At 60.7% G+C, this 14,077-nt stretch carries 12 protein-coding genes; 6 read left to right on the top strand and 6 right to left on the bottom strand.

The annotated features are described in order from the left end of the window. Positions 1 to 252 precede the first annotated feature (252 nt). The 4 genes from pdeM to ACAX43_RS15445 form a co-directional block, all read right to left on the bottom strand. Positions 253 to 915, bottom strand: a complete 663-nt coding sequence (pdeM, locus tag ACAX43_RS15460; protein WP_370709267.1) for a ligase-associated DNA damage response endonuclease PdeM — start codon at positions 913 to 915, stop codon at positions 253 to 255. Further along, complete coding sequence (locus ACAX43_RS15455) at positions 912 to 3,557, bottom strand: ligase-associated DNA damage response DEXH box helicase (RefSeq protein WP_370709266.1); 2,646 nt, start codon at positions 3,555 to 3,557, stop codon at positions 912 to 914. Before ACAX43_RS15455 ends, pdeM begins: the two co-directional genes overlap by 4 nt. 402 nt (positions 3,558 to 3,959) lie before the next feature. After that, the gene (locus ACAX43_RS15450) at positions 3,960 to 5,294 is read right to left on the bottom strand and encodes an MFS transporter (RefSeq protein WP_370709265.1); all 1,335 of its coding nucleotides are present in this window, start codon (positions 5,292 to 5,294) and stop codon (positions 3,960 to 3,962) included. A gap of 114 nt (positions 5,295 to 5,408) precedes the next feature. Beyond that, positions 5,409 to 6,980, bottom strand: a complete 1,572-nt coding sequence (locus ACAX43_RS15445; RefSeq protein WP_370709264.1) for a sulfatase-like hydrolase/transferase — start codon at positions 6,978 to 6,980, stop codon at positions 5,409 to 5,411. 213 nt (positions 6,981 to 7,193) lie between these two features. On the opposite strand from ACAX43_RS15445, the gene ACAX43_RS15440 reads away from it, so the two are divergent. Next, positions 7,194 to 7,688: a MarR family winged helix-turn-helix transcriptional regulator gene (locus ACAX43_RS15440; protein ID WP_370709263.1), complete on the top strand. Its 495-nt coding sequence runs from the start codon at positions 7,194 to 7,196 to the stop codon at positions 7,686 to 7,688. A gap of 14 nt (positions 7,689 to 7,702) precedes the next feature. Here ACAX43_RS15440 and ACAX43_RS15435 read toward each other — a convergent pair whose 3' ends face one another. Beyond that, on the bottom strand, positions 7,703 to 8,992 hold the full coding sequence (locus tag ACAX43_RS15435; protein ID WP_370709262.1) for an NRAMP family divalent metal transporter: 1,290 nt from the start codon (positions 8,990 to 8,992) through the stop codon (positions 7,703 to 7,705). Between the two features lie 254 nt (positions 8,993 to 9,246). On the opposite strand from ACAX43_RS15435, the gene ACAX43_RS15430 reads away from it, so the two are divergent. The 5 genes from ACAX43_RS15430 to cls all read left to right on the top strand — a co-directional run bounded on the left by ACAX43_RS15430 (position 9,247) and on the right by cls (position 13,387). Next, a complete protein-coding gene (locus ACAX43_RS15430) occupies positions 9,247 to 9,597 on the top strand; it encodes an FKBP-type peptidyl-prolyl cis-trans isomerase (RefSeq protein ID WP_370709340.1) in 351 nt (116 codons plus the stop codon). Between the two features lie 511 nt (positions 9,598 to 10,108). Further along, positions 10,109 to 10,447 (top strand): hypothetical protein, encoded by a 339-nt coding sequence (locus tag ACAX43_RS15425; RefSeq protein ID WP_370709261.1) that lies wholly within the window; start codon positions 10,109 to 10,111, stop codon positions 10,445 to 10,447. A gap of 180 nt (positions 10,448 to 10,627) precedes the next feature. Continuing rightward, a complete protein-coding gene (locus ACAX43_RS15420; RefSeq protein ID WP_370709260.1) occupies positions 10,628 to 11,440 on the top strand; it encodes an H-NS family nucleoid-associated regulatory protein in 813 nt (270 codons plus the stop codon). 22 nt (positions 11,441 to 11,462) lie between these two features. Then, positions 11,463 to 11,948, top strand: a complete 486-nt coding sequence (locus tag ACAX43_RS15415; protein WP_370709259.1) for a hypothetical protein — start codon at positions 11,463 to 11,465, stop codon at positions 11,946 to 11,948. A gap of 176 nt (positions 11,949 to 12,124) precedes the next feature. Further along, a complete protein-coding gene (cls, locus tag ACAX43_RS15410) occupies positions 12,125 to 13,387 on the top strand; it encodes a cardiolipin synthase (protein ID WP_370709339.1) in 1,263 nt (420 codons plus the stop codon). Between the two features lie 66 nt (positions 13,388 to 13,453). Here the strand turns inward: cls and ACAX43_RS15405 are convergent, their stop codons facing one another. Next, entirely contained in the window at positions 13,454 to 13,996 is a 543-nt protein-coding gene (locus tag ACAX43_RS15405) for a hypothetical protein (RefSeq protein WP_370709258.1), read from the bottom strand. Positions 13,997 to 14,077 lie beyond the last annotated feature (81 nt).

Below are 14,077 nucleotides of genomic sequence, written 5' to 3'. Positions count from 1 at the left end.
GCCTGTACGTCACTTGCTAACCAGCAGTTACCGTGCCTGACCCTGAAACTTGCGCGTGAGACAGGGTGGTCGCGCATGCGGGTGGGGGATTACGCTGCCCAGCGCGAACGGCGCGGCTGCGTCGAGAAAGCGCGGGCCCACGCGATGCGGCGCTCGTCGTCGCTCGCATCGTCCCAGCGGCCGTGCACAATGACTCGCGGCGGCATCTCACATCATCGCCAGCAAAGGCCAAAACCGATTTTCACAAAATCTTCACCGCCCCACCTCGATCACCCGTTCCTGCACCACTACAAAAACCTTCTCCCCAACCACGCGGCCATCCTCACGCGCGCCGCCGGTAAAACTGCCGAACGCCGGCAGCACCCCGCAAGCAGTCCCAAACCGGAAGCACGGCACACGCAGCGAATCGGTCCGCGTCGTGATTCGATAAACCGGATGCACATGACCCGCTAACGCATACGCACCCTCGACCACCTGCGGGTGATGACACAGCGCCCAAGGGCCAATCCGCCAAGGCTCCTGCACATACTCGACGCCGAGCGTATCCGGCAGCGCACCTGCATGCCGGTCATGATTGCCCTCGACCAGCACCACCCGCAGCGCCGCATGCTGCGCGCGCCAGATATGCAACGCGTCGAGCGTTTCTTTCCCGCGCGCCTCGCGCGCATGCAGCAGGTCGCCGAGAAACACGAGCAGGGCCGGTTCGAACTCAGCGATCAGGATATCGAGGCGCATCAGGTTGTCGGCGGTCGAACCGATCGGCACCGGAATGCCGCGTGCGCGAAACACCGCGTCCTTGCCGAAGTGCGCATCGGCCACGAACAAGCAGCGCAGCGTGGGATCGAATATCGCACTCAAGCTCGACAACACCAGGGGATGCCCGGCGATTTCGACCGGCAGCGAAGTGGGTTTCATGTGCGCGCCGCCTTCTCGAGTTCCGCAAGCATCCGCTCGACGCGATCCGCGAGTTTCTCCGTGCTGACTTTCTCGCGCAAGCGTCCGACGATCAGCGGAAACGCAAACGGCGTCGGCTTCTTTGGACGCATGACGACCACGCGGCTCGCATTCATCCGCTCGAGCGCGACGCGAATGCGCTGGGCATCGAGTTCCTGCAACAGCACCTCGGCATCGGCCTGATTGAGCAGCAGGTTGCCGCTATCGTGATTGCGGAAGATCTCGTAGAAGAGTCCACTCGACGCCTGCAATTGCCGTGCGCTTTTTTGCTGTCCGGGATGCCCTTGAAACACCAGCCCCGACACGCGCGCGATCTCGCGAAAGCGTCGCATGGAGAGTTCAGACGAATTGAGGCTCGCAAGAATGTCGTGATCGAGTTCGTTCAGCGACAACAGGCTGTTCTCTAATGCCGCCGCCCAATCGAATGGTTGCGCGGACAACAACTCGAAACCGTAGTCGTTCATCGAAATCGAAAAAGTGCCGGGCGTCTCGCGAGCCACCCGCCATGCGAGCAATGCACCCAGGCCGACGTGCGCGGTGCGCCCGGCAAACGGATAACAAAAGAAATGATGTCCTTCGCGCGATTTCACGAGTTCCACCACTAGCACACCAGGCTCCGGCAACGCCGACCACTTCTGCTGCAATTCCAGCAGGGGTCGCACAGCGCGCATTTCCGGTTCGTCGTAAATGCCGTTGGCGGCGCGCGCGAGCATCATCAACGTTGCATCGGCAAGCTCGGAGGAAAGCGGCATGCGGCTGCCCGCCCACTTCGGCATGGCTCCGCGTGACGAGGTGGCGCGCCTTACCCACGCGGTCATATCCTGCACGCGGATCAATTCGAGCGCGCGGCCTCCGAAGGTAAAAATATCACCCGGCTTCAGCCGCGAAATAAACGACTCCTCGATCGCCCCGATGCGGCCGCCGGACAGAAAGGCGACATTCAAGGTGCCGTTCGCGACGATCGTACCGATGTTGTTACGATGCCGGCGCACCAGATCCTCGCGTGGCACGCGATACAATCCGCCGCTGTCGCGCACCACGCGATGATAGTCGGGGTACGCACGCAACGCCGTGCCGCCGCCTTCGACAAAACCGAGGGCCCAGTCGAATTCCTCCGGGGTCAATTGCCGGTAGGCGTAGGTGCCGCGAATTTCGCCGTACAGTTCGTGGGCGTCGAAGCCACCCCCGATCGCCACGGTGACGAGATGCTGCACGAGCACGTCGAACGGTTTCTCCGGCGTTTCGCGGCCCTCTATCTGACGCTTTTCGACGGCCTCGCGCGCCGCGGCGGCTTCGACGAGTTCAAGCGCATGCGTCGGCACGATCGTGACGCGCGATGGGCGGCCCGGTGCATGGCCCGAGCGTCCCGCGCGTTGCATCAAACGGGCGACGCCCTTCGGCGAGCCGATCTGAAACACGCGTTCCACAGGCAGGAAATCGACGCCGAGATCGAGGCTCGATGTACACACAACCACTTTCAACATGCCGTTCTTGAGGCCGCGTTCGACCCATTCGCGTACTTCCTGGTCGAGCGAACCGTGATGCAACGCGATCAGGCCGGCCCATTCGGGCCGTGCTTCAAGCAGCGCCTGATACCAGACCTCGCACTGCGAACGCGTGTTGGTGAAAACGAGCGACGTCTGTGCTTCGCCGATCGCATCGGCCACGGCGCCGACCTGACGCATGCCGACATGGCCGCCCCACGGAAAGCGCTCGATGGTCTCCGGAATCACCGTGTCGACGATCAATGCTTTAGGGAGCGCCCCATGCACGCTGACGCGCGGCGTCTGCACGGGTGCGAGCAATACTTCGGTGGCGAAGGGCAGATTGCCGAGCGTCGCCGACAAGCCCCACACCAGCAATTCAGGCCGCCAATGCGCGAGACGCGCGAGCGCGAGTTGAGTCTGTGTGCCGCGCTTGTTGCCGAGCAACTCGTGCCATTCGTCGACGATCACCAGACGCACGTGCGAGAGCACGTCGCGCGCATCGGGCCGCGTAAGAATCAGCGTTAGGCTTTCGGGTGTCGTAACCAGCGCCGAGGGCATGCGCCGGTTCTGCCGCGCGCGCTCCGCCGACGATGTGTCGCCGGTACGCAGCCCGACGCTCCACGGGACGGCGAGTTCTGCCGCGGAGCTTTGCAAGGCACGCGCGGTATCCGCGGCGAGCGCGCGCATCGGCGTGATCCACAGAACGGTGAGCGGCTCAGGCTGCGTGCGCGGCGCGCGATGACGGGCGGACGGCGCTGTGGCAGCGAAGGCGCCAAGGGCACCGAACCAGACCGCCCATGTTTTACCCGCGCCGGTGGTGGCGTGCAGCAAACCGCTTGCGCCGCGGCCGATTTCTTGCCACACCTCGCGCTGAAAGTCGAATGGCTGCCAGCGGTGCGTTTTGAACCAGGCATCGAGTCTTTCGGTAAATGGGGGGCGCCCGGCGGCTTCGTCGACGGAAAACGGGATCGGTTCAAAGGCCGGCTCGCGTGCGGCCAGTCGCGCCTCCTGCTCGCGGCTGCGCGGAATCCGGCGCGGCCGGGGTGCGCGGCGCCGCTCGGAAGAAACCGAGGGGGCCGGGACGGTGTTGTCGTCGGAATCAGCCGGCTCGGTCATCTAGAGCGCTCTTTAGCATCGGATTCGCATGTCGGCAGATAGCGGGCAGTGGATGTCTCATGTGGACCGGTAAACCGCGAGGGTGGTTCACTACCGTATCTTCGCACTAACGTACGGAATGCCGTCCGTGTTTAAATGCCGAGGCTGCGCTGGCCGGTCTAAACGCTAAAGCTGAAACCCGGCAGCTGTGCCGCAACGGTCCATTCATATTCAACCGTTCCGGGGCGCTGATCGAGCCGTATCACAAACGACCGGGAAGGAGTGATGCCGCGCTACTCGCTCCGGCGTGCTGGCCGACGTGCGAGAGCGAGAGACGGTACCTGCGGACTTCAATGCGCGCGGCGATGAAACGACGGTTGGCTGCGTGGTGCACCGTCTGAACTGAAAGCTCGCGCGGCCTGCTTACTTCAACGCAGCCGGCCGCCCTGCGCTCACGGTATAGCGTTGCGGTGCGGGCACCGCCCACAGGAGCGCCACCATGCCCACGATCAGGAGCGCCGCGATAACGGCAAAACCGGCGTAGACGCTGCCTGTTTCGGTCTTCAGCATTCCAACGAGCGAAGGGCTTACCGCGCCGCCGATCGCACCAATCGCGGTAATCGTCGCGATACCTGCTGCGGCCGCGCCCCCGTCCAGATAGGCAGTGGGAATCGTCCAGAAGATACTCAGGGTCGCATAAATGCAAATCGACGCGACTACCAACAGGGCGACAGTGAACGGTACGCTATGCGCGGCCAGCGGTAGCAGCAGAAAACTGCCGGCCACCGCGAAGCCGCATCCAGCCACATGCCAGCGCCGTTCCGCGTGACGATCCGAGCTACGCCCGATCGCCACGATACCGATTGCGGTACATACGGAAATCGCGCCGCTCAGCCAGCCGATATTGCCGATCTGCTGCACGCCGACGTGCCGCAGCAGCGTCGGAATCCAGAAGCCGACCGCATTGAGCCCCATGAACACGCAGAAGTAAATCGCCGACAGCAAATAGATGCGTGGATTACGCAGCACGTCGGAGAGGCGAGCCGGCGGCGCGTAATGTGTGCCGCGCTGTTTTCGATCCGCTTCGAGCGCGGCGCTGATGTGGGCCTTCTCCGCGTCGCTCAGCCATTTTGCATGCAGGGGACGATCGTCCAGATACAGCATCGCCATCATGCCGAGCACGATGGCCGGGACGCCTTCGATCAGAAACAGCCACTGCCAGCCGCGCAAACCGAGCGTGTCATGGAAATGCACCATGATCCAGCCCGACAGCGGGCCGCCGATGATGCCCGCCAAGGGCACGGCCATGATGAACAGACTGGTGATGCGTCCGCGTTGCCGATCGGGAAACCAGTAAGTGAGGTAGAGAATGATGCCGGGAAAGAAGCCGGCTTCGGCGGCGCCCAGCAGAAAGCGCAGCAGATACAGCATGCTTGCGCTCTTGACGAACATCAGCAGCACCGTCAAGCCACCCCACAACACCATGATCCGCAAGAGCGTTTTGCGCACGCCGATGCGTTCCAGCAGCAGATTGCTCGGCAACTCGAACACCAGGTAGCCGACAAAAAACATCCCCGCCGCGAGACCGAACACGGCGTCGTCGAGCTTCAGATCTTGCAGGAATTGCAGCTTTGCAAAGCCGATGTTGACGCGGTCGATGAAATTGACCACGTAGCAGACGAACAGAAACGGCACGATGCGCCGCGCGATCTTGCGATAGATCGCGTCATCGGGCGTGAGGGCTGACGAGCGCTGCATGGTGTCTCCTGGCGTCGCGGCAGGGTGTGCCGGACGCATATGATGTTTTTTTTTGAGGCGCTGCTTGAGGCTCCGCCTCAAGCAGCATTCGCGCCTTTACCGTCAATTGCTTTACTACCACTCGCCGAAAAAGACGCCCCAATCCTTGTGCGTGTCGGTCTTGCTTTCGACAGTCGGGTTATCAATCGTGACGCGCTGTTTCAACGAGCCGTACCAGTCGGCGAGCTTCGCATGCATTTGCGCGCGAATCGTTGCGTGACTCGCGTCGGCGCCGAGGTCGACGTATTCGTCCGGATCGTTCGTCAGATCGAAGAGTTGCGGACGATAGCCCAGCCAGTGAACGTATTTCCAGCGCATATCGCGCACCATCCAGCCTCGGCATTCGTCGGGCCTGCGTTCCAGCGCGAGACGCGCGCCGCGGAAACTGTAGTCGAGTTCGGAGACCACGTAATCGCGCCAGCCTTGTGCGCGATCCGCTTCGCCGCGTGTGAGCGGCAAGACCGAGTGTCCCTCGATACGCTCTTCATAGGCCGGCAGGCCGAGCGCGTCGAGCACTGTCGGCACGACGTCGATGCCCGACATGAAACGCGTTTCGACACTGCCACGGGTGCCATCGGCACGCGTTGACGGATCGTAGACGATCATCGGCACGCGCTGCACGGTATCGTAGAACAATTCCTTTTCGCCGAGCCAATGGTCGCCGAGAAAGTCACCGTGGTCGGCGGTGAATACGATCAAGGTGTCCTGCCAGCGGCCGAGCCGTTCGAGCGTGTCCCACAGTTGGCCGAGGTGATCGTCAATCTGCTGGATCAAGCCTTGATAAACGGGCCGCACGGTGTTCGAGACTTCTTCTCGCGCGAAATTCACGCACTCTTCCTGCATACGATACGCAGCAACGACCGTATGCGCATTGTCGAGCTCAGCGGGCTTGCGCGCGAGCGGCAGACATTGATCGAGCGAATACAGGTTATGGTAAGGACGCGGCGCCACATACGGCCAATGCGGCTTCACATATGACAAATGCAAGGCCCACGGCCGATCGCCTTGCTGCTCGATGTAGCGGATCGCCTGATTCGTCATATACGCGGTTTCGGAATGCGGCTCGGCCACGCGCGCCGGCCAGCGCACATTGCGCATTTTCCAGCCCGAATGCACAGCGCCGCTGTCGTCTTCCACACTGATCGCGAAATCGCTCCACGGTTTGTCGCTGACGTAGCCGTGTTCGCGCAGGAAGGCCGGGTAGCCGCTCTCCCTGCCGGGTTCGTGATGACCGTCGTAGCGATCGAGTTCGTCGAATGAACCGGTCGAGAGGCGCTGGCCGAGCGGGCTCTGCCGCGCGATTTCGAGGCGCTCCATGCCGTTGCCGTCGGCCATCACGTGCGTCTTGCCGGCCAGCGCGAGTGAGCGGCCGTTCAGCCGCAGGTATTCGCCGAGCGTCATTTCGCCGACCGAGAGCGGCACGCGGTTCCAGTTGGCGCCGTGACTGCTCATCGTGCGGCCGGTGTAATACGACATGCGCGACGGACCGCACACGCCGGAACTGACGAATGCGTTGTCGAAACGCACGCCGCGCGCAGCCAGCGCATCGATGTGACGGGTTCGCAGATAAGGATGTCCGTAGCAGCCGAGATGATCGCGGCGAAGCTGGTCGCACATGATGAAGAGAACGTTGCGGGTGTCCGCCATCTATTAGCACCGTCTGCGGCCTTGCGGCCTGAAGTGGGAGAAACCGGGGAGATGTGTCGATGCTAGAAACGAACCTGACGATTGACCTAATCAAATATATGTGCGCACGCACAATGCGCCCGGGCCGTTGCCGCCAAAGCGCGTCATAATGGCCGCCAGGTCAACCTTTGTCGTACGCTCACCGTGCCTGCCACCGATCCTCCATCGCTACCCATGCTGAAACATCCCGAGCATATCGACGAATTCCTGCTTTATCGGCTGCACAACCTTGCCCGCGTGGCGACTCAGGGCGTTGGTCTGATGTTCCGGCGGGAGCTCGGCATTAGCCGGCGTGACTGGCGCATTCTCGCGTTTGTCGGCAAGTACCCGGACGCGAGCCTGACCCGGCTCGCCGAACTGGCCGCCCTCGACATGGTGGTGGCGAGCCGCTGCGTCGCCAATATGGTGAACAAGGGCTTGATTACGAAAACGCGCTTGCCGGAGAACAAGCGGGTGACCGTGCTCGCGCTCACCGAAGCCGGCCACACCGCCTATGAACAGGCACGCGTGAGTGGGCAACGCTATAACACCGAGTTTGCGTCCTGCCTGAACGATGAAGAAGCCCATTTGCTGGACGGCTTGCTCAAGCGGATGGAGCAGCAAGCCGCGCAACTCACGCAGCGCGAGATTGCGAAAAGCGGGCCTCTGTTGAGCGAAGACGTCGAATAAGCCCGCCTATGCATTCACATAGGCCAGAACATGCCGGCCGCGGCCAGCCCCATCGCGGCGGTGGCGATCCAGCCGAGCCAGCGCAACCACCCCGTGACGGCGAACTGGCCCATGACCTTGGGGCTGCCCGCCATCACCATCACTAGCACCATGATCGGCACGGCCGCGACGCCGTTGATCACCGCACTCCAATACAGCGCCTTGATCGGGTCGAGCCGCATGAACGTGAGCGCAATGCCGCCCAGAATCGCCACGGCGATCACGGCATAGAACTGCTTCGCCAGATTCACCTGCAATGCGAGACTGTTGCGCCATTTCATGGTGCCCGCTGCTGCGTAGGCGGCCGAACCCGCCAACACCGGCAACGCCAGTAGTCCCGTGCCGATGATGCCGAGACTGAACAGCGCAAACGTCAGGTTGCCGGCAATCGGCCTGAGCGCACTGGCGGCGTCGGCGGTGGTTTTTACTTCAATGTGATGCACGTGCAGCGTGGCGGCGGCGGTCAGCATGATAAAAAACGCCACGCCATTTGAAACGGCCATGCCGACCCACGTATCGATGTTGATCCGCTTCAGTTGCGCGGAGGCTTGCATCGGCGCGCGCAATAGCGGCTGCTCCGCCGGTTTCGAGCGGATCTCCTCGACTTCCTGCGACGCCTGCCAGAAGAAGAGATATGGACTGATCGTCGTCCCGAGCACCGCGACCACGGTAGTCAGATAGTCGCCTGACCATTGGATCTGCGGCTTTACGATACTCAGGCCGACGGCTTTCCAATCGATCGGAATCACGAAGATGATGGCGATATACGCGAACAGCGCAAGCGTCAGCCATTTCAGAATGCTCGCATAGCGTTCGTATGGAATGAATACCTGCATCAGCAAAGACACGGTGCCCAGCAACGCGACATAAAGCTGAACCGGGCCGCCGATCACCAGCTTGGCGGCCGCGCCCATTGCCGCGAGATCGGCCGCGATATTGATCGTGTTGGCCGCGAGCAGCAGCAGTACTGCAAGATACAAAAGGGGCGCGGGGTAGTGGCGGCGCAGATTGGTTGCGAGTCCGCTGCCCGTCACTCGTCCCATGCGTGCGCTGACCAGCTGGATCGATACCATGAGCGGATAGGTAATCAACAGCGTCCACAACATTCCGAAACCGAATTGCGCGCCCGCCTGCGAATAGGTGGCGATCCCGCTCGGGTCGTCGTCCGCGGCGCCGGTGATCAGGCCCGGCCCGAGCCGTTTCATCCACGAGCGTTCGGCGGCGTCTTCAACGACAAGTTCCGGCTCTAGGTTTTCAGTGGTCATCGCTATCCGCCTGCAAGGAAGCCGTGTCGAATCTTTTCTCTCTCGTGCGTACGAGCGCAGCCGTCGCGGTACTCGCCTCTCGTCAGCGAAGTAGCATACTTTGTGCCACCGCAGTGGGGGCCGCGATTGTTGCTGTCGCGTGGCGCCGGCATGCAACATGGCATCCGCTACAATGGCGCGCACTACCCACCTGGAGAGTCGCTTTGAAATCTATCGTTGCTTTGTTCGCCGCAGCTGTTCTTTCTTCAACGGCGATGGCCGCCACACCCACGACTGAAAAACTGCCGTCCGGCGTAGTTGTCGAACACCTGACGCAGGGCACGGGCGCGCAGCCGACCGCCGACGATGTCGTGAAGGTCAACTACCGCGGCACGCTCGCCAACGGCACCGAGTTCGATAGTTCCGCGAAGCATGGCGGCCCGGCAACGTTCCCGCTCAATCGCGTGATTCCGTGCTGGACGCAAGGCGTGCAAAAGATGAAGGTCGGCGGCAAGGCCAAGCTGACGTGTCCGGCGGCCACTGCCTATGGCGAGCGCGGTGTCGGCACGATTCCGCCGAATAGCGATCTGACCTTTGAAGTCGAACTGGTTGGCATCGTGAAGTAATACTGCGCGAAGCGCGTTGAGAAAACCCCCGCCCCGGAAGAATCCCGGCGCGGGGGTTTTTCTATTGCAGGGCACGGCATTGGCTCACTGAAGCTTATCGGTGATGCGGTTTGAGTGTTTTAAAGCAGGTGATGCTTGCGCGATGATCGAGTCTCACGCGTACTCGATAACCTGGCAACCGCGGCAAGGGCGGCCTTGATAAAGCCAGCTTTCATCTGAAAGTACCATGCTAGTGAGCTTTTAGAAGGTGACGCTTTTGCGCATCATTTGAATAGCCGCCCAAAGGTCGCATCCACATGCGCGGACCTCACGCCTACTAAGTTCGGTCCGGAGTGTAGAAGGGTGGTCCGGACGCAGGTGAAACAGCTCTGCGAGATTGGTAACATGGGGTAGCTGGTTAAAAAATGTACTGCCGCCCTTTGAATCTTCGAATGCTTGCCTATAGTAGAAGCGTCTATTACCGCATTGCACAGCGGCAGGCTTCTCTTGACGTGGTGACGGGGAAACAGAAATGACGCCATCGAACGCTGCGATTTATCAGGCCCAAGCTTGCACGCCGGATTCATTACGAACGCTTGCCGGCTATCTCGAACTGGCGCTGGACGAAGGTGAAAGCGTGGTTCTAATGCGGATCGGTACGCAAGTACGAAGTGTGTACGTCGGCAATCCGTCCGGCGCATTGGAGGATTTGACGGATCACGGCGTAGTGGCCGCTTTTCAAGCCGACGAGATGCTGGCGTTGACGCAGTTGGGACTCAACCGGATAACCGCCGATGATCAGCAGTACCGGTTCATGCGCAGTGTGAGGTACATTGCCGACCGCCAGGTCGTCGTTTTTACTCCGACGTAAGCGGCTGGGGTGCAAAGGGAAAGGTAAAAGAATGTGGCTATAGAGTAGTGGACTCGAAAGCTTCGTACTCCACCGGATACGCGATTTTCGTAAGCCGGATATCTCAATAGTCGTATAGATCTGCCTTTCTCCCGCTATTCGTGGCATAGTTCGATCGATTACCACATAAGGAGCAATCAAATGCCCACGTTAGAGCAAATCCAGACAAAGCTTAAGAAGCTCCAGGCGCAAGCCGACGTTCTTATTGCCAGGAAAGCACAAGTCGCGGTCGACCAGATTCGCGAACTCATGCTTAAGCACGGCCTGACTACCGAAGATATCGAAGCAAAGGCAAAGGCGAGGCGCGCGGCGAATACCTTGAATGGCCATGCCGCAGGTGGCAAGGCAAAAACCTCCGGCGCAGGCAAGACGCTGCCGAAGTACCGCGATCATAAAACCGGCGCGACCTGGACGGGTCACGGGCGTGCACCGGGATGGATTGCCGCTGTGAAAGACCGGACTCAATTCCTGATCGAAGGCGCCAGCGAATTGAAGTCCGCTGCGAAGGCACCAGTCACGCACGCCAAAGGCGGAAGTAAAGGCCAGCCTAAAGGCGCACAGCCGCCCAAGTACCTCAACCCTAAAACCGGTGCGACCTGGAGCGGACGCGGTCCGGCGCCGGCATGGCTCGCGTCGGTCAAAGACCGCACCAGGTTTTTGATCGATAGCGCCGCGGCTAGCAAGAATGTCGCAGCCAAAAAAGTCGTGGCGGCGAAAAAAGCAGTAGCGTCCAAAACGGCTGCCAGGAAGGGAACGGCGGCGACCAAAAAAACGGCGGCAAAGAAAAGCGCTGCCAAGCCCGCTGTGAAAAAGATTGCTGTGAAGAAGATTGCTGTGAAGAAGACGGCTGCGGCAAAGAAAGCGCCGGGCCGCAAGACGGGTGGAAAGGGTAAGGCAGGCGCGACGAGCGCTGCCGCAGCGCCGCAAACCTCGACGGTGCAAGACGGCGCGTGAGCGCAACGGAGTAGCGAAGTAGATGACCAGCACGCTCGAGTCACCCCAGCAGGAAGACCACGTCGTCCTGCTGGACTCCGTTCCTCATCCGGCGGTTGATGCCGCCGAACCATTCATCGTCGCCAGCGGCCGCCGGGTGATTCTGGCTTATCCCATTGCGGAATCCGATTTCGAACGGTTTGGGCCATTCGATTCCGACGACGATCCATTTTGCACCGTGCTATTTCCAGACGCGGTGTTTCATCGGGTGGGGCCACCCGGCGATAGCGATCTCGAGATTCATCCACTCGCCTCGCAAGGGCTGAGCGGCTACTCGGTTCACGAAGTGATGAATTCTTCGCTGGCCGCCGAGATTTCCGCCGTTACTTCGCCCGGGTCCGCGCAGCGCCATTTTGTCATTACTTTTCAGGGCTCGACGTTCGAATGCGTGGCGTCCGACTATACGGTGGTCGGCGTGTATGGCGCGGGTGAAATTGCCAGCCGGGAAGCATTTTCCCTGGTCCGTTAGCGTGGTTGGGTGTTCCCGGAAGAGACAATCAGCGAAGCAAGACGCGATCCTGATCACGGGCACGCGCAATGCGTCCTGTGTTGCGAGTGAAGCCCGGGTCCACGGTCCGGGCATGTCCACCAAACCGCAGCGCGCCTACCGGCGCGTCTTGCCGATTAGCATCGAGGCCACGCATGCTGCTGACGATTTCAATTACCGCCTTTGTTACGCTCGTCATCGTATTGGTGATTGCCAATCTGTCGAGTGGCGAAAAAAAGATCGAACACAAGATCGAACGGCTTTACGCGAGCGACGATCCGCAGTTTCTGCGCTCAATGGGGTTGCTGCTCGGGCCGCCCGTCATCTCGGGAAATCGCTTTGAGATGCTGTTGAACGGAGACCGCATTTTTCCGTCGATGCTCGAAGGCATCCGCTCCGCGCGTAAAACCATCACGTTCGAAACCTTCATCTACTGGTCTGGCGAAATCGGCGAGGAGTTCGCCCGCGCACTTGCGGATAAAGCGCGCGAAGGTGTCGCCGTGCATGTGCTACTAGACTGGGTCGGCTCGTCGAAAATGGATAAGCGCTACCTGAATACGCTGCGCGACGCGGGCGCGGAGGTGATTCAGTATCACAAGCCGCATTGGACCGGCCTCGGGCGAATGAACAATCGCACTCACCGCAAGCTGCTGGTGATCGATGGACATATCGGCTTTACGGGGGGCGTCGGCATTGCGCCTGAGTGGACCGGTCACGCGCAAGATGAAAAGCATTGGCGCGATACGCATTTTCGCGTGGCCGGCCCGGTGGTCGGCCACATGCAGGCGGTGTTCATGGACAACTGGATCAAGGCGACCGGCAACGTGCTGCACGGGCCGGACTATTTTCCGGAAGTCGACCCGGTCGGCGACGGTCTCGCGCATATGTTCAGCAGTTCACCGTCTGGCGGCAGCGACGACATGCAGTTGATGTATCTGTTGGCGATCACCGCGGCCACGCATACCATTCATCTGGCGAGCGCCTACTTCGTGCCGGACAAGCTGACGATCAATGCGATCGTCGAGGCCGCGAAGCGCGGCGTGAAAGTGCAGATCATCACGCCAGGAAAACGTATCGACACGCATACCGTGCGCGAAGCATCGCGTGCGTGCTGGGGCGATTTGCTGAGAGCGGGCGTCGAGATGTTTGAATACCAGCCGACCATGTTTCATTGCAAGTTGCTGGTGGTGGACGAGTATCTGGTTTCGGTCGGCTCCACCAATTTCGACAGCCGCTCGTTCAAGCTCAACGACGAAGCCAACCTGAACATCTACGACAGCGACTTCGCAAAGCAGCAAACCGCAACCTTCGCGGACGATATCAAGAAATCGCAGCAGGTAACGCTCGAGGCATGGATGCAGCGGCCGTTTACCGAGAAGGTGATCGAGAAGTTCGTGTCGCTGCTGGATACGCAGCTGTGACGCAACGATGCGTTGCTATGTTCGATTGTCGATATAAGGCTTGAGCGTGGTGCGGCTCTTGTGCCGCTAGTTGCCTGGATCGGTCACTGGTTTGTCCGGGGCTGCGAGTGTTTTGTAGGGCAGTTGCGCGGCGTGCGGATTGGTTGTTGTGTTGTCGATCACGCGATCGACGTCCGCTGTTTTGGCGAGTTCCGCGAGGAACGTCTGTTTGTCGAAGCCGGGCGCGACGCAACCTTCCACGTAGATGAAGCGGCGCTGCAGGGTGAGCCAAAGCGTCGACTGTTCGCGCCAATGGGTTGTGTAATGGATGTTGGTGAGACGCCGTTGGACCGCATCGGCGATTTCCGCGTCGTAGAGGTAGGCATTCGACAGGCGGCAACGGCCTTCCAGCCAACAGCTATTGCCGCGCTCGATCCGGTAATGACTGTCGTCAAGCCATTCCTGCTCGGTCTCGAGTGGACCAAGCGGCACCGGGCATTCGCTGATTGCTTTGGATATCTGAAAGAACGGATCGTGGCCGCGGTTGATGCGTTGCGCTTCGGCATGGGCGTGCGTCGCAGCCATGCAGATCAGCAGACTCGCCAGTGGCAGTTGGATCGGGCGTTTCATCGTCCTGGGCTCCGGTCTTTTGAGCGTAAGGAAAAACGGCTCGATGGACTTGGTTCGTAGGTAATTCAGCGGAGAGGATGC

Origin of the sequence: Paraburkholderia sp. IW21, assembly GCF_041321145.1 — a bacterium.
GTDB lineage: Bacteria > Pseudomonadota > Gammaproteobacteria > Burkholderiales > Burkholderiaceae > Paraburkholderia.
The sequence above is the reverse complement of the archived record's forward strand: the minus strand, read 5'-3'. Positions and strand labels throughout refer to the sequence as shown.

Bases quoted from the DNA above. Each gene is read 5' to 3' on its own strand.
- pdeM (WP_370709267.1), bottom strand. From the start codon at position 915: ATGAAACCCACTTCGCTGCCGGTCGAAATCGCCGGGCATCCCCTGGTG.
- ACAX43_RS15455 (WP_370709266.1), bottom strand. From the start codon at position 3,557: ATGACCGAGCCGGCTGATTCCGACGACAACACCGTCCCGGCCCCCTCG.
- ACAX43_RS15450 (WP_370709265.1), bottom strand. From the start codon at position 5,294: ATGCAGCGCTCGTCAGCCCTCACGCCCGATGACGCGATCTATCGCAAG.
- ACAX43_RS15445 (WP_370709264.1), bottom strand. From the start codon at position 6,980: ATGGCGGACACCCGCAACGTTCTCTTCATCATGTGCGACCAGCTTCGC.
- ACAX43_RS15440 (WP_370709263.1), top strand. From the start codon at position 7,194: ATGCTGAAACATCCCGAGCATATCGACGAATTCCTGCTTTATCGGCTG.
- ACAX43_RS15435 (WP_370709262.1), bottom strand. From the start codon at position 8,992: ATGACCACTGAAAACCTAGAGCCGGAACTTGTCGTTGAAGACGCCGCC.
- ACAX43_RS15430 (WP_370709340.1), top strand. From the start codon at position 9,247: ATGGCCGCCACACCCACGACTGAAAAACTGCCGTCCGGCGTAGTTGTC.
- ACAX43_RS15425 (WP_370709261.1), top strand. From the start codon at position 10,109: ATGACGCCATCGAACGCTGCGATTTATCAGGCCCAAGCTTGCACGCCG.
- ACAX43_RS15420 (WP_370709260.1), top strand. From the start codon at position 10,628: ATGCCCACGTTAGAGCAAATCCAGACAAAGCTTAAGAAGCTCCAGGCG.
- ACAX43_RS15415 (WP_370709259.1), top strand. From the start codon at position 11,463: ATGACCAGCACGCTCGAGTCACCCCAGCAGGAAGACCACGTCGTCCTG.
- ACAX43_RS15405 (WP_370709258.1), bottom strand. From the start codon at position 13,996: ATGAAACGCCCGATCCAACTGCCACTGGCGAGTCTGCTGATCTGCATG.